The organism is Campylobacter bilis (assembly GCF_016806695.1).
GTDB classification, from domain to species: Bacteria; Campylobacterota; Campylobacteria; order Campylobacterales; family Campylobacteraceae; genus Campylobacter_D; species Campylobacter_D bilis.
Genome location: NZ_WUED01000004.1, coordinates 26,193 through 49,052 on the forward strand (window position 1 = coordinate 26,193; position 22,860 = coordinate 49,052).

At 30.9% G+C, this 22,860-nt stretch carries 23 protein-coding genes and 2 pseudogenes; 14 read left to right on the plus strand and 11 right to left on the minus strand.

What is annotated here, in order from left to right; all coding sequences use genetic code 11:
• Positions 1 to 86: 86 nt before the first annotated feature.
• Genes tlyA through cmoA form a run of 3 tightly spaced genes read left to right on the plus strand, consistent with a single transcriptional unit; the run spans position 87 to position 2,365 of the window.
• Positions 87 to 848, plus strand: coding sequence for a 23S rRNA (cytidine-2'-O)-methyltransferase TlyA (gene tlyA / locus GRQ01_RS02490; protein ID WP_158334270.1), 762 nt, complete (start codon positions 87 to 89; stop codon positions 846 to 848).
• Complete coding sequence (locus GRQ01_RS02495; RefSeq protein ID WP_158334271.1) at positions 814 to 1,668, plus strand: bifunctional riboflavin kinase/FAD synthetase; 855 nt, start codon at positions 814 to 816, stop codon at positions 1,666 to 1,668. The genes tlyA and GRQ01_RS02495 overlap by 35 nt, the downstream gene beginning before the upstream one ends.
• Complete coding sequence (gene cmoA, locus GRQ01_RS02500; protein ID WP_158334272.1) at positions 1,655 to 2,365, plus strand: carboxy-S-adenosyl-L-methionine synthase CmoA; 711 nt, start codon at positions 1,655 to 1,657, stop codon at positions 2,363 to 2,365. The genes GRQ01_RS02495 and cmoA overlap by 14 nt, the downstream gene beginning before the upstream one ends.
• On the opposite strand, the gene GRQ01_RS02505 is transcribed toward cmoA, so the two are convergent.
• The 5 genes from GRQ01_RS02505 to nth are packed head-to-tail and all read right to left on the minus strand — an operon-like array spanning position 2,355 to position 4,975.
• Positions 2,355 to 2,570: an EexN family lipoprotein gene (locus GRQ01_RS02505; protein WP_158334273.1), complete on the minus strand. Its 216-nt coding sequence runs from the start codon at positions 2,568 to 2,570 to the stop codon at positions 2,355 to 2,357. The genes cmoA and GRQ01_RS02505 overlap by 11 nt on opposite strands.
• Positions 2,567 to 3,004 carry an EexN family lipoprotein gene (locus GRQ01_RS02510; protein ID WP_158334274.1) on the minus strand — a complete coding sequence of 146 codons (438 nt, stop codon included), beginning with the start codon at positions 3,002 to 3,004 and terminating at the stop codon, positions 2,567 to 2,569. The genes GRQ01_RS02505 and GRQ01_RS02510 overlap by 4 nt, the downstream gene beginning before the upstream one ends.
• 58 nt (positions 3,005 to 3,062) lie before the next feature.
• Positions 3,063 to 3,695 carry a trimeric intracellular cation channel family protein gene (locus GRQ01_RS02515; RefSeq protein ID WP_158334275.1) on the minus strand — a complete coding sequence of 211 codons (633 nt, stop codon included), beginning with the start codon at positions 3,693 to 3,695 and terminating at the stop codon, positions 3,063 to 3,065.
• A 9-nt stretch (positions 3,696 to 3,704) separates the two neighbouring features.
• Positions 3,705 to 4,328, minus strand: coding sequence for a DNA/RNA non-specific endonuclease (locus tag GRQ01_RS02520; RefSeq protein ID WP_158334372.1), 624 nt, complete (start codon positions 4,326 to 4,328; stop codon positions 3,705 to 3,707).
• A gap of 26 nt (positions 4,329 to 4,354) precedes the next feature.
• Positions 4,355 to 4,975: an endonuclease III gene (gene nth / locus GRQ01_RS02525; RefSeq protein WP_158334276.1), complete on the minus strand. Its 621-nt coding sequence runs from the start codon at positions 4,973 to 4,975 to the stop codon at positions 4,355 to 4,357.
• Between the two features lie 81 nt (positions 4,976 to 5,056).
• Here nth and GRQ01_RS02530 point away from each other — a divergent pair, with 81 nt between their 5' ends.
• The 5 genes from GRQ01_RS02530 to GRQ01_RS02550 all read left to right on the plus strand — a co-directional run bounded on the left by GRQ01_RS02530 (position 5,057) and on the right by GRQ01_RS02550 (position 10,204).
• Positions 5,057 to 5,878, plus strand: coding sequence for a peptidylprolyl isomerase (locus GRQ01_RS02530; RefSeq protein ID WP_158334277.1), 822 nt, complete (start codon positions 5,057 to 5,059; stop codon positions 5,876 to 5,878).
• Complete coding sequence (gene fbaA / locus GRQ01_RS02535) at positions 5,878 to 6,942, plus strand: class II fructose-bisphosphate aldolase (RefSeq protein WP_158334278.1); 1,065 nt, start codon at positions 5,878 to 5,880, stop codon at positions 6,940 to 6,942. Before GRQ01_RS02530 ends, fbaA begins: the two co-directional genes overlap by 1 nt.
• 85 nt (positions 6,943 to 7,027) lie before the next feature.
• On the plus strand, positions 7,028 to 8,392 hold the full coding sequence (locus GRQ01_RS02540) for a MotA/TolQ/ExbB proton channel family protein (RefSeq protein WP_158334279.1): 1,365 nt from the start codon (positions 7,028 to 7,030) through the stop codon (positions 8,390 to 8,392).
• Complete coding sequence (locus GRQ01_RS02545) at positions 8,389 to 9,342, plus strand: OmpA family protein (protein WP_158334280.1); 954 nt, start codon at positions 8,389 to 8,391, stop codon at positions 9,340 to 9,342. The genes GRQ01_RS02540 and GRQ01_RS02545 overlap by 4 nt, the downstream gene beginning before the upstream one ends.
• The gene (locus GRQ01_RS02550) at positions 9,329 to 10,204 is read left to right on the plus strand and encodes a 1-aminocyclopropane-1-carboxylate deaminase/D-cysteine desulfhydrase (protein WP_158334281.1); all 876 of its coding nucleotides are present in this window, start codon (positions 9,329 to 9,331) and stop codon (positions 10,202 to 10,204) included. Before GRQ01_RS02545 ends, GRQ01_RS02550 begins: the two co-directional genes overlap by 14 nt.
• Positions 10,205 to 10,320: 116 nt before the next feature.
• Here GRQ01_RS02550 and dsbD read toward each other — a convergent pair whose 3' ends face one another.
• On the minus strand, positions 10,321 to 12,024 hold the full coding sequence (gene dsbD, locus GRQ01_RS02555; RefSeq protein WP_158334282.1) for a protein-disulfide reductase DsbD: 1,704 nt from the start codon (positions 12,022 to 12,024) through the stop codon (positions 10,321 to 10,323).
• Positions 12,025 to 12,277: 253 nt separating this feature from the next.
• Here dsbD and GRQ01_RS02560 point away from each other — a divergent pair, with 253 nt between their 5' ends.
• Positions 12,278 to 13,468 (plus strand): M20 metallopeptidase family protein, encoded by a 1,191-nt coding sequence (locus tag GRQ01_RS02560; RefSeq protein WP_158334283.1) that lies wholly within the window; start codon positions 12,278 to 12,280, stop codon positions 13,466 to 13,468.
• 42 nt (positions 13,469 to 13,510) lie between these two features.
• On the opposite strand, the gene GRQ01_RS02565 is transcribed toward GRQ01_RS02560, so the two are convergent.
• From GRQ01_RS02565 to GRQ01_RS02580, 4 genes are read right to left on the minus strand one after another with little or no spacing between them, the layout of a single operon-like run.
• Entirely contained in the window at positions 13,511 to 14,689 is a 1,179-nt protein-coding gene (locus GRQ01_RS02565) for a GDSL-type esterase/lipase family protein (RefSeq protein WP_158334284.1), read from the minus strand.
• Positions 14,676 to 15,656, minus strand: a complete 981-nt coding sequence (locus GRQ01_RS02570) for an SGNH/GDSL hydrolase family protein (RefSeq protein WP_158334285.1) — start codon at positions 15,654 to 15,656, stop codon at positions 14,676 to 14,678. Before GRQ01_RS02570 ends, GRQ01_RS02565 begins: the two co-directional genes overlap by 14 nt.
• Entirely contained in the window at positions 15,657 to 17,033 is a 1,377-nt protein-coding gene (locus GRQ01_RS02575) for an MBOAT family O-acyltransferase (protein WP_158334286.1), read from the minus strand. It lies immediately after the preceding gene.
• 46 nt (positions 17,034 to 17,079) lie between these two features.
• A complete protein-coding gene (locus GRQ01_RS02580; protein ID WP_158334287.1) occupies positions 17,080 to 17,580 on the minus strand; it encodes a ferritin in 501 nt (166 codons plus the stop codon).
• Between the two features lie 252 nt (positions 17,581 to 17,832).
• Here GRQ01_RS02580 and GRQ01_RS02585 point away from each other — a divergent pair.
• The 5 genes and pseudogenes from GRQ01_RS02585 (at position 17,833) to GRQ01_RS02605 (ending at position 21,566) form a co-directional block, all read left to right on the plus strand.
• Positions 17,833 to 18,831: pseudogene (locus GRQ01_RS02585) on the plus strand (substrate-binding domain-containing protein).
• Positions 18,832 to 18,898: 67 nt separating this feature from the next.
• Positions 18,899 to 19,750, plus strand: a pseudogene (gene pstC / locus GRQ01_RS02590) (phosphate ABC transporter permease subunit PstC).
• On the plus strand, positions 19,747 to 19,998 hold the full coding sequence (locus tag GRQ01_RS02595) for a DUF3333 domain-containing protein (RefSeq protein ID WP_193699211.1): 252 nt from the start codon (positions 19,747 to 19,749) through the stop codon (positions 19,996 to 19,998). The pseudogene pstC and the gene GRQ01_RS02595 overlap by 4 nt, the downstream one beginning before the upstream one ends.
• Before the next feature lie 23 nt (positions 19,999 to 20,021).
• Positions 20,022 to 20,780 carry a phosphate ABC transporter permease PstA gene (pstA, locus tag GRQ01_RS02600; RefSeq protein ID WP_193699212.1) on the plus strand — a complete coding sequence of 253 codons (759 nt, stop codon included), beginning with the start codon at positions 20,022 to 20,024 and terminating at the stop codon, positions 20,778 to 20,780.
• Positions 20,781 to 20,825: 45 nt separating this feature from the next.
• Positions 20,826 to 21,566 (plus strand): phosphate ABC transporter ATP-binding protein, encoded by a 741-nt coding sequence (locus tag GRQ01_RS02605; RefSeq protein WP_158334288.1) that lies wholly within the window; start codon positions 20,826 to 20,828, stop codon positions 21,564 to 21,566.
• Positions 21,567 to 21,569: 3 nt separating this feature from the next.
• On the opposite strand, the gene GRQ01_RS02610 is transcribed toward GRQ01_RS02605, so the two are convergent.
• Positions 21,570 to 22,685, minus strand: a complete 1,116-nt coding sequence (locus GRQ01_RS02610) for an NAD(P)/FAD-dependent oxidoreductase (RefSeq protein ID WP_158334289.1) — start codon at positions 22,683 to 22,685, stop codon at positions 21,570 to 21,572.
• Positions 22,686 to 22,860 lie beyond the last annotated feature (175 nt).

The following is a 22,860-nucleotide window of genomic DNA, read 5'->3' on the forward strand; positions in this document are numbered from 1 at the left end:
TTTGAGAAAAATTCCTTAGAATTTAGGTATTTAGCACTTTCTTAAGGAAAATAAGATGTAGAAAAAATAATCAATGAAAGTTGAAGATGAGGTATGATTTTTTTGTTTCAAAACGTTTAAATATCAGTAGAAATAAGGCTTTAGAACTCATAGAAAATGAAGAAGTTTTACTCAATGATAGATATTTTAAAGCTTCTTTTAATATAAAAAATTTTTTAGCTAAGCTAACAAAAATACAAAATTTAAGCCATGATGCGATTATTTTTTCTAAAGAATTGAATTTAGAGCTTTTAAGTGAAATTTATGTTTCAAGAGCGGCTTTGAAATTAAAAACTTTCCTTAAAGATAATGAGATTAAGATTAAAGGTAAAAGATGTTTGGATATAGGTTGTAGTACGGGTGGTTTTGTGCAAATTTTGCTTGAAAATGAGGCTTTAAATGTCACTGCTTTGGATGTAGGAGCTAAGCAATTGCATGCAAGTTTAAGAAATAATGAAAAAATTATCTTACTAGAAAATACGGATTTAAGGTCGTTTAAGAGCGAGCAAAAATTCGATCTTATTACTTGTGATGTGAGCTTTATTTCTCTTAAAAATTTGCTTTTTTATATTGATCAATTGGCTTTAAAAGAGCTTGTTTTGCTTTTTAAACCCCAATTTGAAGTGGGTAAAGATGCTAAAAGAGATAAAAGAGGAGTTTTAAAAGATGATAAAGCCATCATAAAGGCTAGATCAGAGTTTGAAAAAGAATGCACTAAATTAGCTTGGATTTTAAAAAGTACGCAAGAATCTTGCATCAAAGGAAAAGAAGGTAATGTTGAATATTTTTACTACTATATCAAAAAATGATGTTACTTCCTTAGCATTGGGTTGTTTTGATGGTATGCATTTAGGACATTTAAAGCTTGTAGAGTCCTTAGATGAAAATGGAGCTTTGCTTGTGATTAATAAGCTTAAGGGCAAAATGCTTTGTTCTAATGAACAAAAAAAAGAGCTTGCAAAAAAACCTGTTATAGAAGTGGATTTTGAAAGTATTAAATCTTTAGAAGGTAAGGAATTTTTAGATTGTTTAAAAAAGCAATTTATACATTTGAAATTTATAGTTGTGGGCTATGACTTTTCTTTTGGAAGAAATAAGGCTTATAGGGCAACAGACATCAAATCATTAAGTTCTATAAAGACTCTTATTGTAGATAAGTTTAGCATTGATGGGGTAGGGGTTCATGCGAGTTTGATTAAGGATTTTTTAGCTAAGGCTAATTTGCAAAAAGCAAGAGAGTTTTTAGGGAGAAATTATAGTATTAAAGCTAAAGTGGTTAAAGGGCAAGGGCTTGGGTCTAAAGCACTTTTTGCTACGGTGAATTTAGAATGTGAGGATTATTTTTTACCTTTTCATGGGGTTTATGCAAGTTTGCTTAAAGGCAAAAATAAAATTTATAAAAGTGTGAGTTTTTTAGGCATAAGATCAAGTGATGGGAATTTTGCTATAGAAAGCCATATTTTAGAAAATTATGAAGATGGTTTTAATCAAGGGGATGTTTTAGAGCTTGAATTTGTTGATTTTATTAGGGAGAATCAGAAATTTCAAGATTTAAAAAAACTCAAACAACAAATTGCTAAAGACATAAAACAAGCACAAAAATTGCTAAGGAAAAATGATGAAAGATGAACTCTTTAAAGAAAGTGCGAAAAAACAATTTGAATTTGATAAAAGCGTGGCGAGTGTTTTTGATGATATGATCAATCGTTCTGTGCCCTTTTATAGAGAAAATTTAGAACTTTGTGCGAATTTACTTGCTAGAATTTTGCCTTTTGATGCGAGTATTTGTGATTTGGGCTGTTCGAGTGCAAATTTTTTGATTTTTTTAGCAAATTTAAGAAAAGATTTTAAACTCATAGGGGTGGATGAGTCTGTTTCTATGCTAGAGGTAGCAAGATCAAAAATACAAGCTTATGGGCTAAGTATGGAATTTTTTAATGCCAATGTATGTGAGTTTGATTTTTGTAAAAATGATGCTTTTATAGCGCATTATACTATGCAATTTATCCGTCCACCTAAAAGACAAGAACTTGTTAATAAAATTTATGAGAGCTTAAATACTCAAGGCATTTTCATCATGAGTGAAAAGATCCTTTATGAGGATGCTTTTTTGTCAAAAAATATCATTGAACTTTATGCACATTATAAGGAAAAACAGGGTTATTCTAAATTTGAAATCGCGGCTAAGAGGGAGGCTTTAGAAAATGTATTAATCCCTTATACCCACAAAGAAAATATCGCTATGCTAGAAATAGCAGGTTTTAAAAAGATAGAAAGTATTTTTAAATGGGTTAATTTTGAAACTTTTTTAGCTTTTAAGGATTGATTTTGCTTTCATCTTCAAAATCCTCTTTTGGAAAACCTATTTTATAGGCATTAACACAATCTTGAGAAATGATAGCTTTTTCTTTGCATTCTAGACTTCTTTCTCTGGCTTCTTGGGGGTGGTTTTGGTAGTATTCTACGCTCTTAGTTTGTTCACAAGCGTTGAAAAATAGGCTTATGAAAATTAATAAAAGGGCTTTTTTCATGGTAGTTTCTCCTGTATGGTATGGGTGTTGTTGTTAAAATTGTGATTGTTGTCTTTGATTTTAGAAGGATAAATTTCAGAAAATATTTCCACTATAGGGGGAGTTATGGCGTTTTCTTCATTTTCTAGACTTTGGTTGATGTCTTTTTTAAAGCTTTGACTTTCTTTTTTAAGACTTTGATTTTGATTGCTTGAGGCTTTGTTGTTGAATTTGGTTTGGATATTAGGGCTATATTTGCTTTGTTCGTTTGTCGGTTTGATGCCTATTTTAAAAGCATTAATACAATCGTGATTGAGAGTGTTACTTTCTTTGCATTGTTTTGCTTTTTCTTTGGCTTCATTGGGATGGCTTTTGTAGTAGTGCTCTGTTTTGTTATCACAGGCTGTTATAGTTAAAAGGGTTAAAATTGTATAAAAAACACCTAATTTTTGCATTTATTTATTCTCCTAGCTTTTTGATATCTTAGCAAATTAATAATAAATTAATAATAAATTATTTTTCTTCGTTATAAGAAAAGATAGGTAAAGACCATTGGTATTTAATAGCCAAAAGTCTGGCAATTACTCCTATAAAAAGGGTTGCAAGTGTGCAAATTAGCGTATTAAACTCAAGCCAAATTACAAGTGTATAATAAATTGCTCCTGCAATTATAGCAATTCCTGCATAAATTTCTTTTTGAAATACTAAAGGAATTCTAGCACATAAAATATCTCTTAAAATTCCTCCAAAAACTCCTGTAATAACAGCACCTGCTATAGCGATGATAAAGCCATGATTTTGATCTATGGCTATTTGAGCACCTAGTATGCTAAAAACTACAAGTCCTATGGCATCAAGGGTTAAAAACAATCTTTCAAGTTGGGTAACTATGCGTGGGATTTTTGTCGCTACAAGGGCACAAAAACAGATTAAAATAATATATTCAGGGTGTTTTACCCAAGTTAGAGGATAATGGCCTAAAAGCACATCTCGTATGCTTCCACCCCCTATAGCTGTTACTAGTGCGATAAAAATTACCCCAAAAAGATCCATTTTATGACGTCCAGCGGCTAAAGCCCCTGTCATGCCTTCTGCAGAAATTCCTATGATATAAAGAATGGTTATAGTAAGAACATTTATTTCCATATTAGGTACCTAGAACTTATCGCAATTGATTTTATAGTGTTTGATGTTTTCGTTATGAACTTCGTGATTGGGGGCTTGGTAACATTCTTTAAAATAAGGGGTTTTAATGATCTTAATATAAGCACTTGGGATGGCAATGCGTTTTTTGATATATTTGGGGTTTTTGCTATAAAGTACTAGATTTAAAACTTCAATACTTTTAAATTTTAAGGCTAGATTTCTTTCTCTTTGTTCGATTTTATTCCAAATTTTATTATTAATTTGTGCATTTTGTGGGGTGATATTACTCATTAAAAATACTGAGTTTTGTGCAGCTTTGCTAAAGCTAAAAGAACCATTGGGTGCGACATGCCCGCGTGTGTAAGGGGTATTTTTGTAATCATTGTATGTGCTGCGGTATTTTTTAGAGATATTTGTGTCTTCTTCAAAACGGGGGTGTTTTTTGATTTGTTTTGTTTGTAGGTTTTTAGCCTCTAATTTGTAAGCTATAGCCTTAGTGCCTTTGAGTTTATAATCATAACAATTTAAATAAAAAAATTTATTTAAAACTACAGAACAGTGTTTAAGATCAAAATAAGAAGAAAAATCACTACTAGGCTTATAAGCATCAAAGGCAAAAATTTTTAAAGACAAAAGAAAAAATAAAGCAAGAGTTTTTTTCACAGTTTATCCTTGCTTTTACAAAGATGGTTTAAAAAACATTCTTTACATAAAGGCTTTTTAGCCTTACAGGTGTAGCGTCCAAAAAGCACCATGGCTTGATGAAGATAATTAAGCTTGTCTTTAAATATACGCGTTAAATCTTCTTCTGTGGCTTGTGGGGTTTTTGCCTTGCTAAGATCTAAGCGGTGTGCTACACGAAAAACATGAGTGTCTACTGCCATAAAATTAGCCCCACACCATTCTATTAAAACTACATGCGCGGTTTTTTGTCCTACTCCAGCTAAAGATTTTAAATCCTCTTCATTTAAAGGGATAATGCCATTGAAGTTTTGGCAAACGGCTTTTGCCATTTTTATAAGATTTTGAGCCTTGTTATTGTAAAAAGAACAGCTTTGAATATAGGTTTTTAGGCTAGATAAATTAGCATTTGCAAGAGTTTTAATATCAGGGTAGGCTTTGAAAAGTTCTGGAGTGATGAGATTGACTCTTTTGTCGGTGCACTGAGCAGAAAGCATCACGCAAACTAAAAGCTCATAGAGATTTGAAAATTTCAATTCTGTTGTAGCTTCGCCAAAATGTTTTAAAAAAAGTTCTTTAATCTGTAAATTTCTTTTCATTTTTTAATTTTAGTTAATTAGCTTTAAACCAAGTTTAGATATAATCAATTTTATATATATTTTATTATTAAAGGAAGCCTTATGAATAAATTTTCTTTAGTTGCAGCAGCTTTGATTGCCGGTGTAGCCTTAAATGTAAATGCAGCTACAGTAGCCACTGTAAATGGCAAAAGTATTAGTGATACACAAGTGAGTGAGTTTTTTGCGCCTGTGCTTAGAGGTCAGGATTTTAAAACCTTGCCTGATAATCAAAAAAAAGCTCTCATCCAGCAATACATTATGCAAGATTTGATTGTCCAAGATGCAAAGAAACAAAATTTAGAAAAAGATCCTCTTTATAAAAAAGAACTTGATCGTGTCAAAGAAGCTATACTTGTTAATGTTTATCAAGAAAAGATTCTTAATACTATCAAAATTGATGCTGCTAAAGTAAAAGCATTTTATGAACAAAATAAAGATAAATATGTCAAACCTGCAAGAGTGCAAGCAAAACATATTTTAGTTAGCACAGAAAAAGAAGCTTCAGATATTATTAATGAACTTAAAGGTTTAAAAGGTAAAGAGTTAGAGTCTAAATTCAGTCAACTTGCTGAAGAAAAATCCCTTGATCCAGGTTCTAAAAATCAAGGTGGAGAACTTGGTTGGTTTGATCAATCAACTATGGTGAAGCCTTTTACAGATGCGGCTTTTGCACTTAAAAATGGCACTATTACTACCACTCCGGTAAAAACGAACTTTGGTTATCATGTGATATTAAAAGAAAATTCACAAGCTAAAAGTCAAATCAAATTTGATGAGGTAAAACAGGGTATTGAAAATGGCCTTAAATTTGAAGAATTTAAAAAAGTGATGAATAATAAAGGCCAAGAATTATTAAATAACGCTAAAGTGGAATATAAATAATGGGTGTTTTAGACCTTGTAAAAGCAGGAGTGCTTAGTGGCGATGAGTTAAATAAAGTCTATGCTTATGCCAAAGAAGAAGGTTTTGCTATTCCTGCTGTTAATGTTGTCGGTACAGATTCCATTAATGCGGTTTTAGAAGCTGCGAAAAAAGTTAATTCTCCTGTTATTATCCAGTTTTCTAATGGAGGGGCACAGTTTTATGCAGGAAAAAATTGTCCTAATGGGGATGTTTTAGGTGCCATTAGCGGGGCTAGACATGTGCATTTGTTGGCTAAGGCTTATGGTGTGCCTGTGATTTTGCATACTGATCATGCTGCTAGAAAGCTTTTGCCTTGGATTGATGGACTTATTGAGGCTAATGCTGAGCATAAAAAGATTTATGGACGGGCTTTGTTTAGTTCTCATATGATAGATCTTAGTGAAGAGAGTTTAGAAGAAAATCTTAGCACCTGTGAACTTTATCTTAAAAAGCTTGATGCTTTGGCCATAGCACTTGAAATTGAGCTTGGTTGTACAGGGGGAGAAGAAGATGGGGTAGATAATACCAGTATTGATAATTCTAGACTTTATACCCAGCCACAGGATGTGGCACTTGCTTATGAAAGACTTGGGAAAATAAGCGATAAATTTTCTATTGCAGCGAGCTTTGGAAATGTTCATGGGGTTTATAAACCAGGCAATGTAAGCTTGCAGCCTGAAATTTTAAAAAATTCCCAAGAATTTGTCAAAGAAAAATTTTCTTTACAAACTCATAATCCTGTCAATTTTGTCTTCCATGGTGGCAGTGGGAGTGAGTTAAAAGACATTAAAGAAGCATTGAGTTATGGTGTTATTAAGATGAATATTGATACAGATACTCAATGGGCTTTTTGGGATGGAGTGCGTGAATATGAGCTTAAAAATCGTGCTTATTTGCAAGGACAAATTGGAAATCCGCAAGGCGATGATAAACCAAATAAAAAATATTATGATCCGCGTGTTTGGTTAAGAAATGGCCAAGAAAGTATGATAAAACGTCTTCAAATCGCTTTTGAAGATTTAAATTGTATAAACAAAAACTAAGTCTTTAGACTTTGTTTTTGTATTTATTTTAAAATTTTTACATTTGAGTAATAATCTTAAAATAAAATTAATTGGGGTGAGGGATATGAAATCAGATGCAATTTCAGAGCTTGTATTACCTGAAGGCAAGGATGTTAAAGGTTCTTTAGTTTATTTAAAAATCATTTTTATTCCCGCTTTTGTTTATATTTTAGTTTTGCTAGGATATTTTCATGTGATTGATTTTAAGGTTGAGCTTCATACTCTTGTTTTAATTGGAGTGATTTTTTTGATTGCATTGATTTTTGCTAGACACAGTGCAGAGTATGCTTATAATATTTTTGAACAGCAAAAAGATGAGTTTAAACAAGCATTAAAAAGATATATTATGAAGCATTTTCTTTCTATTGGAAAAGATACAAAATCTAATGCGAATTTTGATGATTTTGCTTGTGCATACCTTAAAGATGCTAGAAATGAAAATTTTGCTAGTATAGGTTCTGCTATATTCCCTATGATGGGAATTTTAGGAACTTTTATAAGTATAGCTTTTTCAATGCCTCATTTTAATTCTAATAATATTTTAGCTTTAGAGCAAGAAATTGCTGATTTGTTAAGTGGGGTGGGCACTGCTTTTTATGTTTCAATTTATGGAATTGTATTAGCACTTTGGTGGATATTTTTTGAAAAATTGGGTCAAAGTAAGATTGATCGTTTATTAAATCGTCAAAGGAATTCAACCAGTGGTTTTTTCTGGACTAAAGAAGAATTAGATCAGAGGTATTTAAGCGAGAGTTTGCAGCATTTTGAAAAAATTAGTGCGATTTTTAAACAGGTGAGCAATGAGGATTTTTTAGCTGAACTTGACCATGCTATTGATAGAAAATTTGGGATTTTTCAAGATATGTTAAATATAGAAGAAAAAGCTATAAGATTAAGTAGTGAGCATATTAAGCAAGCCATGGGAGAATTAAGCAAGGCCCAAAGGGATCAAAGAGATCTTGGAAAACTTTATAGCGAAATGCTAAATGGTGTAGCTTTATTAAATCAAAATTTAAAAGAAATCAATACAAGAATGTCTGAGCAATACAATCGTTTATTAGATATTAGTAGTGATAAGATCCATCATTTTGATAAAACTTTGAGTGCTTTTGATGAAAAAGTAGAGCGCTTTAGCAAGAATTTTGAACTTTATGAACAAGCCATGATACAAACCCAAGAAAAAGTCTTTGAAGGTTTTAAAACTAGTTTGTTTGAAGGTATGCATAAATTCAAAGAAGTGTATGAAGAAGAAAAAAGTATTGATGCTAAGATTAAAATGATGGATGAGCTTAAAAAAGAAATCCAAGCCCTTGATGAAGAAACCAATCAAATGATGATTAAATTTGGTAAAGAAAGATATGAAAACGAAGAAGATCTTGAGGATTTAAAGCAAGATGATTTAGAAAATGAAGATAAAGAAAATAAATGAAATATGAGTCAAAAGAGGATAGTAATTTTTGGATAGTTTATGCGGATTTAATGGCTGGTTTATTTTTCGTCTTTGTTTTGTTAATAGGGGCTATTGTTGTTAAATATGTTTTAACTCAAAGCGATTTGCGAGAAATCAAAGACAATCTTAGCAAACAAGAACTTCGTTTAAAAGAAAACAAAGAAGAGCTTAAAGACAAAGAAGCCATAGTTTTTAAATTAAGCCATGATTTAAATAATGCTTTTAGTGCTTTAAGCCTTGCAAATTCTCAAAAAGCAGAATTAGAAGCTAATATCATAAATTACCAGCGTCTTAGCAAAGATTTAAATTCTACTCTTGATTCTAAGGATAAGCAAATTCTTATTTTGCTTGGACAATTAGAAAAAAAGGAAGAAGAGATTAAAAAGCTAGAAGAAGATTTTCAAAAAATTAAGCTAAAAGTGCAAAACCTTAGCTTGATGCGTGAAAATTTAAGCAAAGAATTGCAAAATAAGCTTGAAGGCAATATTAGTGTAAATGAAAAAACAGGTTCTATTTCTTTGCCTTCTGAAGTGCTTTTTGATAAAGATTCTTATATTTTAAAAAACGAAGCAAAGGCAAGTTTAAGGAAAATTTTAAGCGAGTATTTTGATGCTATTTTCAAAGATCCTAAAATTCTTTCTAATATTGATAATATTATCATTGAAGGACACACTGATAGTGATGGATCTTATATTTACAATCTAGATTTGTCTCAAAAACGAGCGTATGAGGTGATGAATTTTATCTATACTTTTTATAAGAATGAAGAGCTTCAAAAGCTTTTAATGGCAAGCGGGAGATCTTTTTCAGATCCTGTGATTGTCAATGGGATTGAAGATAAGGATAAAAGTCGTCGTATAGAGATTAAATTCAGCATTAAAAATGATAATGCTTTAAAAGATATAGAAAAATTCTTTGAATTTTATTAATCATATAAGTCCTATACAAAAGCTTAATTTTAGAGGATTTGAATTTTATGTAAAGCGTGATGATTTATTAGGAGAGATTAATGGAAATAAAGCCAGAAAACTTGCATTTTATCTGCGTCAAAAATATCCTAAAAATCAATGTTTTGTGAGTTATGGAGGGAGTCAAAGCAATGCTTTGGGGGCTTTGAGTATTTTTATTAGGCAAAGATCTTATAAGCTTGTTTTTGTTTGTGAAAAAATTCCTGACTTTCTTAAACTTAATCCTTGTGGGAACTATGCTTTGGCTTTGCATAATGGGGTAAAATTAGTAGAAAATCCAGGTTTTTTGCCTTTAAGGCAATTTGCCTTATCTTTATGTAAAAAAGGCGATGTTTTTATAGAACAAGGCATTGCTAATTTTCAAGCTCAAGAAGGCTATAAAGAACTTGCCGAGGAAATTCAAAGGCAAAGTGAGGATTTAAAGCTGAAATTTGATATTTTTTTGCCTTCGGGTACAGGTACTTCTGCGGCTTTTTTGGCAAAATATTCTCAATTTAAAGTCTTTACTTGTGCTTGTGTGGGTGACATTAAGCATTTAAAACAACAGATTTTAACCCTGATGCAAGATTATGATTTTTCTAATTTGGAATTTTTAAAAAGCAGTAAAAAATACCATTTTGCTAAACCTTATAAAGAATTTTATAACTTATATAAGGATTTAAAACAGGAACTAGGAATAGAGTTTGATTTGCTTTATGATGTTTTAGGTTTAAGTTTAGTTTTAGAAAAACAATGGGAAAATCCCTTGCTTTATATACACCAAGGAGGAATTTTGGGTAATGTTAGCATGCTACAAAGATATGATTTTAAAAAAATGCTTTGAAGTTTTTAATAAGGCGGTTTTTTAAAATTAAAATTTCTAATATTTAAAGGATCAAATTAAGCCTAGTGAAAAAAGACTTAAAATGATTATATTTAAAATAGTATAGTTTTTTTGTTTTATTGTTCTAATTTTTCTAATAAATCATTAGCATTAATAAAACCTGTAATTTTTAATTTTTCTTTGCCCTCTTCAAAGAAAATCAAAACAGGAGGACCAAAAACATGGAATTCTTTCATGATTTTAAGTTCTTCATCATTGTTTTGGCTTAAATCTACTTTGATAAGCTTATAATTTTGCATTTTTTCTATGACTTTTTCATTACTAAAAGTTAATTTATCTAAAAGTTTGCAGTTTTCACACCAAGAAGCTGTGAAGTTAAGCATGAGAGGCTTTGTGCTTGTTTTTATTTCTTGTTTTAATAAATCAAGCTTATTGATATAAGTATAGTTTAGTGTAGCTTTTGATTGGGAGTTGGGATTGAGTTCAAAAGGATTTAAAAAATTAAAAGTATTTAAAAGTCCTGCTAGAAAAAGGCTTAAAGAACAAGTTATAACAAGGATTAAAATGCTTTTTTTAATTTTAGATATTGGAGTAAAACTTTTTTCAAAGATCCCCATAAATACGCTAAAAAATACCCCTAAAATCCCATAAGCTATTAAAATATAATTATTTTCAATTATTCTAGAAAGTATCCAAATGGCCATGGCTAACATCAAAAAACCAAAGAAAATTTTAATCTTTTGCATCCAAAGATCAGGTTTTAAAAATCCTAAGCCCAGACCTATGAAAAGTAAAGGCACTCCCATGCCAAAACTCATGATAAAAAGTGCGCTAGCACCTAGTAAAATATTGCCTGTATCAGCTATATAAATTAAAGCACCTGCTAAAGGAGCAGCTACGCAAGGCCCTACTATTAAAGCGGATAAAAATCCCATAATGGCTATACCTAAAAGTCCCTTGCCTTTTTCGCTTTTTTTGTGTAAGAAGTTTTGGAGTTTTAAGGGTAGTTCAAAACGAAAGACGCTAAACATAGCTAAAGCAAAAATTATGAAAATTAAGGCAAAGATAATTAAAACAAGAGGTTTTTGTAAAATTCCTTGCAAGCTTGCACCTACAAAGCTTGCTATAACTCCAGCAATAGCATAGGCTAAAGACATGAAAAACACATAAATAAAAGAAAGGAAAAAACTGTGTTTTTTAGAAGTGTTGCTTTTAGTTTTTGCTACGATAAGAGAGGATAAAATAGGAATCATAGGCAAAACACAAGGTGTAAGAGAGAGTAAAAGTCCATAGCCAAAAAAGCTTAATAAAATCCAAAAAAGATTACTAGTGGCTAGGAAATTAGCTATGGAATTTTCTTCTGAAATGGTATTAGTTTTTGCATTTGCTTTTTGCATTTTATAAGGTTGAGAGATTGTAAAGGCATTGTTTTGGTGATTAAGATTAAAATACCAAGTTTGGGGATTGTAGCATAAGCCTTGTTCAGAGCAGCCTTGAAACTGGAGTTTGATTAAATTAGTAGGGTTTTTTGCAAAGCGTTCTAAAAGTAAATTGGGCAAGGCTAAATTGACTTTATGATAATAAACCTTTTCTTTGCCATTTTGATAGCTTTGAGGCAGATTGATTAAAGCACTTATATCTTTATCATTGATATAAAGTTTTAATGTATTAGTATAAAGATAAATGTCTTTTCCAAGATCAATGTCTATAGAAACAGAGCTATTATAGGAGTTTGATTTTACATTAAAGGCTTCACTTAAAGATAATATAGAGGCAAAAGCCAAGCTAAAGCTTAATAAAATTGCAATGATAAAACGCATGAATTTCCTAAAGTTTTTTGTATGGGTGTAATTATAATTGATTATAGTAAATTTTGCTTTGTATGTTTTAGTATAAGAGTTAAAAATCCTTCTAAGTAAAAATGTTTTTAAAACCCATTGATGAAAAATGTGGCCTTTATACTCATAATAGATCAAATTTTTAAAGTATTTTTACTCAAAATATAAAAATTAATGTATAATCAAAGCCATATATGATTTTATAAAACTTATAGATATTAAGATGAGGGAAATAATGTTAAAACTGGTTGAAAAATTGACGCTAAAATATTATGATAAAATTGTCCGTTTAAGGCATCAAATTCATATGCATCCTGAGCTTGAATTTGAAGAAGAAAATACAGCCCATTTAGTGTGTGAAATCCTAGATGAATTTGGTATTAAATATCAAAAAAATATCGCTAAAACAGGTATTTTAGCGATTATAGAAGGTAAAAAAACAAGTTCGCAAAAGCCACGATGTGTTCTTTTAAGAGCGGATATGGATGCTTTACCTGTGCAAGAAAAAACCCAAGTTGATTATGCTTCAAAGATTGAAGGCAAGATGCATGCGTGTGGGCATGATGGGCATACGGCGGGACTTTTAGGAGCGGCTTTGGTGTTAAACGAACTTAGGGAGGAGTTTTGCGGAGTGATTAAGTTCATGTTTCAGCCCGCAGAAGAAGGCAGTGGGGGTGCTAAACCTATGATAGATTCTGGGGTGCTTGAAAATCCTCATGTTGATGCTGTTTTTGGCTGCCATTTGTGGGGAGCTTTGCTTGAAAATACTGCACAAATTGTAAGCGGTGAAATGATGGTGGGAAGTGATATTTTTGACTTAGAATTTATAGGTAGAGGAGGGCATGGAGCCCATCCGCATACATGTATAGATCCTATAATCATGGCATCACAATTTATCAATAACATACAAAGTGTTGTTTCTAGACGTTTAGCTCCTTATGAAGCTGGGGTGATTACTGTGGGGCAAATTAATGCAGGTACGACTTATAATGTTATCCCCGCTAAGGCTTGTTTAAAAGGGACTGTGCGTTTTTTAAACGATAAGACTCAAAATATTTTAAAAGATTCTTTAGAGCAAGTGGCTTTAGCCACAGCAAAATCTAATGGAGGCGATTATAAACTAAGCTATACTCAAGAATTCCCTCCTTTAATCAATGATGAAAAAGCGGCTTTAATAGCTAGAAAAGCCTTTGCTAAGATCTTAGGAGAGGAGCGTATTATTACTCAGTCAAAGCCTGATATGGGTGCTGAAGATTTTGCTTTTTTGACGCAAGAGAGAATGGGGGCTTATGTTTTTGTAGGAATTTCAAAAGATTTAAATAAGCCTGTTTTACATCATAGCCCTTATTTTTGCTGGGATGATGAAAATTTAAAAGTATTGATGCAAGCAGATGCTATGATGGCTTTGGAATTTTTAAATTCTTAAATCAGGGTTTGTTAGGATAAAAAATTAAAAAGGTTTTAAAAATCAATAAGCTAGGATTTTTTTTAAATCTTGAAGCATTTTTCTAGCCATTAACTCATAGCCTTTGACGCTAAGATGTACATCGTTTAATGAGAGTTTTTGTTCTATCCACCGGTTTTTCCCGCCGCTATCTTGCATGAATTGGTACATGTCAAAAAGAAGGGTTTTTTCTTCTTTAGCTATTTCATAAAGTGCTTTGCGTATAGTGAAAAAATCAGGTGCTATTTTGTAATTTTTGCCTTGTTTTTGTACTACAAGCGGGGGAGAAATGAGAAGGATGATGGCATTTTTATTATAGCTTTTTAGAATTTTTATCCATTTTTTTAGCTTATTTTTAAATTCTTGCTTTTGAAAGCCTTTAAAAAGCACGTCATTAGATCCATAAGCAAGGATGATAAGATCATTGTGTAAAATTTGTAATTGTTTTTGCACTACTGCTTGATCCCATGAAAGCCAAAGATCGCTTTTAGCTCCGTTAATAGCGACGGTGTCTAGAAAAATATTGTCGTTTTTATTAGTGATGAAATATCCGCCAAGTTCGGCATTTTGCTGTAAGGCTGAAATTTGCAAAGGAAAATCAACAAAGAGTTCTTTATAGGACCATTGATTGATTTTTGGTGTTCTTAACTCATAGTTTTTGTTTTTAGCGTCTTTGATGCTAAAGGCGTTTGTGTCTTGCTTAGCTTTAAATAAGAATCCTACTTTAAAGGCTTTTTTATCTGAACTTGTGTCTAGTTTGATTTTTGCGCCTTTGGTTTTAGCCTTTGCTATGATTCCGCCTAGAGGGAAATTGTGCTGCGTGTTGGTGGGGTTTTTTGAATTAAGAATTTCAAAATTTTCATAAGAATATTTAAGATTGAGATTTTGTTGGTATTTAGGTTGTAAAGGGTAGCTAAAGCCTATGGAATTTGAAGGGATTAAATTCATTCTTATAATACGCGGAAAAAAATCAGCCGCCATATGAGAATCTCCATAGATTCTAATGCCTAAGTTTTTTTTATGTTTGAGTTTTTTTTCTAAAATTTTAAGGTCTTTTCTGGATGCATAATTGCTTAAAGCAGAGGGGAGTTTGTTTTGCTTGATCATGGATTCTATTGTGGGATCAGGATTTAATTTTTTTGCATAAGATCCACTAAAAATGATAAAAGATAATAAAAGGATTTGAAGTTTATGAACTCGCATTTTCTTCCTTGAATTTTATATGATTTAATAAGAGTTTAGACATTTCTTTTGCACCCCGCGGTGTGAAATGGATCCCATCATCGGTTCTTACTTTTATACTTTTATTGTTTTCATCTTTAATATAAGCTGAATATTTATCATTAACACTGAAAAAGGTTCGTGTGTTGATAAAAATCTCTTGATTTTTTAAAAGTTCATCACTGTAGATTTTATTGAGTATTTGGATTTTTTTGTTTAAATCCTCTTTTTTTACAGGAGGGATTTCAAACCAAAAAATTTTGATTTTATGATTTTTGGCGATTTTTATGATTTCTTCTACACGCTTGGTGTAAATTTCAATCCAAGAAGCAGAACCAAAGCGATGATAATTTCCTCCTTTTTTAATATCCCAAGGATCATTAGCCCCAAGAAGTACAACAAGGTATTTGATGTTAGGGTTTTTATTAAGGGCTTCATGGGTAGCTTTTGACCAGTCAAAATAGGATTTATAAGAAAGCCCTGTGTTTTGTTTGCTAAGATTAGTAAGTTTAAGATTTAAATTTCTAAAATCTTTATTTAAAGCTACTGCGACACCTTGCATTAAAGAATCCCCTATAAACAAAAATTCATCGCCATGTTGTAAATTTAATTTAGTATCATGGGTTAGGTTAATGGAATCTTCTTTGATTAGGCTATTGTTTTGCTCATGGCTTAAAAGACTTAGGCTTAAGTTTTTAGATTCTATGCTTGAGTTTTCTTCTGCGTGTTTTTCTTCTTCTTGGATTTGACTTGGGGGATTGTTGCTTAAAATAGCACGAATTTGTTCTAATTTGACTTTTAAGCCATTAGCTTCTTTTAAAAGATCATGATGGGGATAAAATGCAAAATGATATTTTTGTTCTATATAAGAACTAATGCTTTGATTCATTACTATAATGATTAAAGAAAGTATGGTGATTAAAATAAAGAAAAATCGTATTGCACTCATTTAAAAACTCGCATAAATAAAATCAGGAATCCCATCTGGCATAAAGGCAAAAACCAAGAGTAAAATAAAAGCTATGATAAAAGGCTTTAATAACAAAGGAGTGAGATTGAGAATTTTTATGCAATGATCTTTAAAATTGATAAATAAAGGATAGATCATAAAAAGTACGCCAAAAGCTATTAGCATGTAAATATCATTATAAGTTGGGATTTGGAAAAAATTCTCATAGCATGCTTTAAAATACTCTAATGCATCGTCTAAATTTTTACTATAGTAGAAGAAAATCCAAGTAAAACATATAAATTGTAAGGTTAAAAATCTTCCTAAGATAGGAATTTTTTCTAAACTGAATTTGCTTAAAGCTAATAAATGTATAAAAACAATGCCAAAGCCGTGTAATAAACCCCAAATCACAAAAGAAAGCGTATTTCCATGCCACATTCCTGAGAGTATAAAAGCAATGAGTATGTTAAAGATGGTGCGAGGCATTCCTTTTTTATTTCCGCCTAAGGGTATGTAAATATAATCTCTTATGAAGGTTGAAAGGCTAATGTGCCATCTTGCCCAAAAGTCTTTAAGATTTTTCGCAAGATAAGGCATATTAAAATTAGGCGGCAAGTTAAAGCCTAACATTAAAGCAAAAGCACAAACTAAGTCTATATATCCACTAAAATCACAATATATTTGTACTGTATAAGCATAAATGGCACTAAGTAGTTGTATGAAATTATAAGATTGAGGAAAATCTAAAATGTTTTTAGCATAAATTCCTAAGTAATTTGCGATAAGGACTTTTTTTACTATACCAAAAACCAATAAAACAATGATTAAATCTGCGTGTTTGAATTGGCGTTTTTTAAAGGCTTGTTCAAAGAAAAAAGAACTCCGCATAATAGGTCCTGAAAGTAGAGTGGGAAAAAAGGATAAAAAGCTTGCTAAATTCAAAAAGCTTACTAAATGGCGTTTTTTATAAACTTCTACAAGATAGGTAATAGAACTAAAAGTGTAAAAGCTAATGCCTATAGGCAGCATTAAATCTATATTTAAAAATTCTAAGCCAAAAAAGTTTAATAATTCATCTAAACTTTCTTTAATACTAGGAAAGTATTTAAAAAAACATAAATTTAAAATAACAAAACTCATGCAGGTTGCGAAAATATAGCGTTTTTTGCGTACAAAAATAAGCAAGGCAAAATAATGTATAAAAAAAGTATATATAAATAAAACCAAAGCAAAATAGGGATTGATTAAAATATAAATGATATAAGAAAAAATCAAAATTAAAATATTTTGTATTTTATAATGATTTTTAAAAGCCCAGTAAATAGCAAAAAAAGCAAGCATTAAAATACTAAATTCTAAAGAAAAATAAGTCATGCTTTAAAATCCACAAATGAAATTTGCCCTATATAAAGAGCAAAGATTATTTTTTATTTAATGCAATGTTTTTAATGTATTCATCAGCTAAATAAAGCCCATTACCATGATCTCCAATGAGTTTTATTTTGTCTACTATGCCACGAAAAAGAGCTTCTTCTTCATGCTGTTCGCTTACGTACCATTGTAAGAAATTGAAAGTAGAATAGTCTTTGTGTATTAGCATGTGTTCAACTAAAGCGTTGATAGATTTTGTGATGGATTGTTCGTGTTCGTAAGTTTTTTCAAAAACATCAAGTAAGGATTTAAATTGATGTTGAGGTTGTTTTACTTCTTTTAATTCTACATGAGAGTCTGTTTCATTAAGATAAATGATAAGTTTTTTTGCGTGATCGTTTTCTTCGCTTGCATGCGCAAATAAAAAGGATCCAGCACCATCAAAACTATTTTCATAGCACCAAGAACTCATACTAAGATATAAGTTTGCTGCATACATTTCTTTATTTATTTGCTCATTGAGTAAAGTAATAACTTCCTTAGAAAGCATTTTTTGTCTCCTTTTTAAATTTTAAAATACTTTGTAATAATATATTATTTTGTTAAAAATAAACTAAAATTGTAAATTTAAAAATTAAAAATTCTAAATCATTTTATAACAAATCCATGGAATTCTTGCGTATATTAGAGGATTTATTTTTTTTAAAATCAATCAATTTTTAAGATTTTTATTGTTTGAGATGTTTCTAAAATGTTTCCAAGTTTTTTAAACTTCTATCGCTTTTTAAAAAAGGAGAAGATTATGAAAAAATTTTTATTTTTGAGTATGGGAAGTTTTACCCTTTTGGGCGTTTTAAATGCAGAAGAATTAAAGATCGCAGGATCTTCAACAGTATATCTTTCACAGCTTTTGTGGCTGAAGAATATGCTTTGATTAAAAATGTGAAAACTCCTATAGTAGAGAGTATAGGAACAGGGTGTGGATTTAAGTTTTTTGTGAGGGAATCACTGATATTTCTAATGCTTCAAGACCTATGAAACTTAGTGAATTTCAAGCTTGCAATCAAGCAGGCATTACAGATATAGATAGTAGGTGTTATGATAGGTTATGATGGTATAGTTTTAGTACAAAATAAAGCCAATATTCCTTTAAGCATTACCAAAGAAGAGCTTTTTTTAGCTTTGGAAAAAGAAATTCCGCAAAAAGGAAAACTTGTGCTAAATCCTTAATACCCATTGGCATCAAATTAATAAAAACCTGCCTCAACGTAAAATCAGCATCTATGGTCCTCCTTCAAGTTCTGGTACTAGAGATAGTATAGAAGAGCTTATCATGCGTGATATTTCTAAAAAGATTCCTGAATATAAGGGTGAGTATAAAACCATACGTCAAGATGGAGTTTACATTCCTAGTGGGGAAAATGATAATTTAATCATTTCAAAATTAAGTGTGGATAAAGATGCTTTTGGAATTTTTGGCTATGGTTTTTTGGTGAGTAATTTTGATAAAGTCAATGCAGCTAGTATTGATGGTATCATGCCAAGTAAAGAAAGTATTGCTAATGAAACATACGAACTTGCAAGAACTTTATTTATCTATATTAATGCGAAGAAAAATCCTAAACAAGCCTTTGAATTTGCAAAAATTTATATGAGTGATGATTTGGCAAAAAATGGAGGTGAGCTTGAAAAAATAGGACTTATTCCTTTAAGTGATGAGAAATTAAAAGCTTTTCAAAAGCATATACAAGAGAGAAAAATTTTAACTTATGATAGGGTAAAAGCTGGGAAAGCTTTTTAAAGGAAATATTTTATTAAAAGAAAAAATCATTTCATTTATACTTTTTTTATGTGCTTTTGTGAGTGTTATGGTGAGCTTTGCTATTTTGTTTACAATCTTAATTGAAGCTTTAAAATTTTTTCAAAAAGAAAGCATTATTACCTTTTTATTTTCAAGTGAATGGGCTGCAGATGCAGCTTTTGTAAATGCAGATGGTACAAGCAAGGCGTTTTTGGTGCTTTATCGCTTTTTTGGGGAACTTTTTATATTTCTTTAATCGCTATGCTAAGTGCTTTGCCTTTGGGTGTGATGTGTGCTATATATTTGGGTGTTTTTGCGTCTAAAAAATCAAAAAATTGCTTAAAGCCTATACTAGAAATCATAGCTGCAATTCCTACTGTGGTTTTTGGATTTTTTGCGGCTATAGTTGTAGCACCTTGTATAGTATGGTTTTTTCTTTATTAGGCTTGCAAGCTAGTTTTCAAAGTGCTTTAGGAGCAGGACTTATTATGGGGATTATGATAGTTCCTATAGTGGCTTCTTTATCGCAAGATTGTATTGAAGCTGTAAGCCAAAAAAGGATCCATGCTGCTTATGCTTTGGCAATGACTAAAAAAGAAGTGGTTTTTGCAGTCATTTTACTTGAACACTTCCAGGTATACTTGCAGCTTGTCTTTTAGGGGTTTCAAGAGCCTTAGGTGAAACCATGATAGTAGTAATGGCAGCTTCTTTGCGTCCTAATTTAAGTATGAATTTTTTAGAAGACATGACAACTATCACAGTAAAAATAGTAGAAGCTTTAAGCGGGGATCAGGCCTTTGATAGTTCTTTGACTTTAAGTGCTTTTTCTTTGGGTTTTGTTCTTTTTATACTCACTTTATTTATTAATATATTGAGTGTTTATCTTATTAACCGTTTTTATAAAAGGAAAAATTTATGAAGAAACTTTTTAAAAAAAGGCAAAAAGCTTCAAAGTCTTTTAAAAGGCTTTGTAAAATGGGGCTTTATTTTAATTTGCTTTTTCTTTGTATCTTTTTAGTAAGCGTGGTGTATCTTGGGAGTGGGGCTTTTAAACAAAGTTATATTTATGCTAAAGCCCAAAAAAATTCCCCAGTTTATGAGCTTTTATCGCGTGCAGAACAAAGAAGGATAAGAACAGGTCAAATCACTAAAAAACTTGGCTTTTAGCCAATGCAGAAGTAGATCAGTATATGAAGCAAAAATACAATCGCTTAAATCAACAGCAAAGAGCTTTAGTAGATGAACTTGTGCAAAAAGGCGAAATAGAACTTCGTTTTAATACTCCTTTCTTTTTAAATGGGGATTCTAAATCGCCTGAAAATTCAGGTATTTTATCTTCGCTTGTAGGGACCTTGCTTGTGATGCTTGTTTGTATGGTTGTGAGTGTTCCTATAGGGATTGCAACCGCTATTTATCTAGAAGAATTTGCACCACAAAATATTTTTACACATTTTATAGAAGTGTGTATTAATAATCTTGCTAGTATTCTTAGTATTTTATTTGGACTTTTAGGACTTGGGGTGTTTATCAATCTTTTTAATATGCCTCGATCTAGTACTTTAGTAGGAGGGCTTACTTTGGCCATGATGAGTTTGCCTATTATCATTGTTTGTACAAAGGCAGCTTTAAAAAGCGTGGATATAAATATGAAAAATGCTGCTTATGCTTTAGGTATGACAAGGGTGCAAGTGATTAAAGGCATTATTTTGCCTTTAGCTATGCCTATGATTTTAACAGGGACTATACTTACTTTAGCACAGGCTATAGGAGAAACAGCACCTTTAATGATTATAGGTATGATAGCTTTTATCCCTGATGTGGCAAATTCTATTTTTGATCCTACTAGTGTTTTATCAGCCCAAATTTACTCATGGTTGGCCATGCCTGAGCGTGCTTTTTTAGAAAGAACTGCAGCATATGGTGCTTTTGGGGGTTTTAGTTGTGCTTAATTTAAGTGCGGTATTGTTAAGAAAATATTTTCAAGGAAGATTAAAATGATAGCAAAAATAAGCAATTTAAATTTATTTTATGGGAAAAAACAGGCCTTGCTTGATATCAATATGCAAATTAAGCAAAACAAAATAACCACTCTCATAGGGGCTTCAGGATGTGGAAAATCTACTTTTTTGCGTTGTTTTAATAGAATGAATGATAAAATCGCAAAGATTTATGGTTTGATTGAGGTTGAAGGTAAAGATGTTAATCATCAAGATGTGGTGGTTTTGCGTAAAAATGTAGGTATGGTGTTTCAACAGGCTAATGTTTTTGTAAAAAGCATTTATGAAAATATCTCTTATGCACCTAGGCTTCATGGCATGTTTAAAAATAAAGACGAGGAAGAGGCTTTGGTGGTTGATTGCTTAGAAAAAGTAGGGCTTTTTAAAGAAGTTAAAGATAAATTAAAGCAAAATGCTTTAGTCCTTTTAGGAGGACAGCAACAGCGTCTTTGTATAGCAAGAGCCTTAGCTATTAAGCCTAAGCTTTTGCTTTTAGGTGAACCTACTTCAGCACTTGATCCTATAAGTTTAAGTATTATAGAAGAACTTTTAAAAGAATTAAGTCATAATCTTTCTATGATCATGATAACACATAATATGCAGCAAGGCAAACGCATTGGCGATTATACAGCCTTTTTTCATCTTGGACAATTAGTAGAATTAGGTCAAAGTCAAGAAATTTTTGAAAACCCAAAGCAAGAAAAAACTAAAGCCTATTTAAGCGGTGTTTTTGGATAGAATTTATCCTAATAGAGCTTTTAAGCCTTTAAGTTTTAAAAGCCATTGCAATTCTATGAATTTTTTAATATAGGATGCTAGGCTTCCTTTTATGCTTTTGTTTTTTATAACTCCTATAGCGTAATTTTCGCCTAAAGAACATAAGATTCCTTTGTTTTGGTAATGAAAAAAATCATTAAATTTAAAATCATTATTAAATCTTTTAGCCAGATATTGGCTTTGTTGGTTTGCTAATTGTGCTGTTGGAGCATAAGCTTTGTTATTAGCATCTTTTAATAAAGCACAATCTCCTAAGACAAAAATATTATTCATTGGTTTTTCTTGATTTAAGGGATTTAAAAAGGCATTGATTTCTATTTTATTCCTTTGAGAATTAAAAAAGGAAGAATTTCCTATTACTGGATTGCCTTGTACTCCAGCTGTCCAAAGAATGAAATTAGCATTTATTTTTTCTTCTGCATTGTTTTTTTGTATGATTACTCCATCTTTTTGGCATTGGATGATTTTAGAATTAAGATAAAACTCAATGCCTAATTTTTCTAGATAAAGTTGGGCCTGTAAAGCAAGATCCTTATCAAATATAGGTAAAATTGTTGGCATAAATTCTATGCATTTGAGTTTAAAATTTTTATTGATTTTTTTTAAATCGTGGGCTAAATTTCCTAATAGTTCTATCCCGCTAAATCCTCCTCCACAAACTGCAATTTCTAAATTATTATCATAATTTTTCATTTTTTCATAAATTGTGAAGCTGTTTTTAAAATCGACTATATCAAAAGCATATTCTTTAACTCCTGGGATCTTAAAATCATCGCTATTAAATCCTAAACCTATAATAAGAAAATCATAATCGTACTTTGCCTTCAATCCTACCACTTCATTTTCTTTAATCTCTAGGATTTGATCTTTGATAAAAGTGACTTCTTGAGGTAAAATTTCTTTATAATTAATATTGATGTTTTTTCCTGAACTAACGACTTGGTGGAGCAAAACACTTTGATAATGATAATCTTCTTTTGAAATTAAAGTAATATCATATTTTTTCAAGGTATTTTTATTTAAATTTTTTATAAAAGATAAGCTGGCATATCCCCCACCTAATAATAGAATTTTTTCCATTTATCAATCCTCTGTTTTTGTATAAAATTTTAAATTAAATATCAGTATTTTAATATCCATGATTTTTCACAGTAAATAAAGATAATATAATAAAAATTAATTTAAGATAAATTATGAAAGATATGATTTTTATAATCATATCTTTATTATGAGGTATTGCTAAAATGTAATGGGT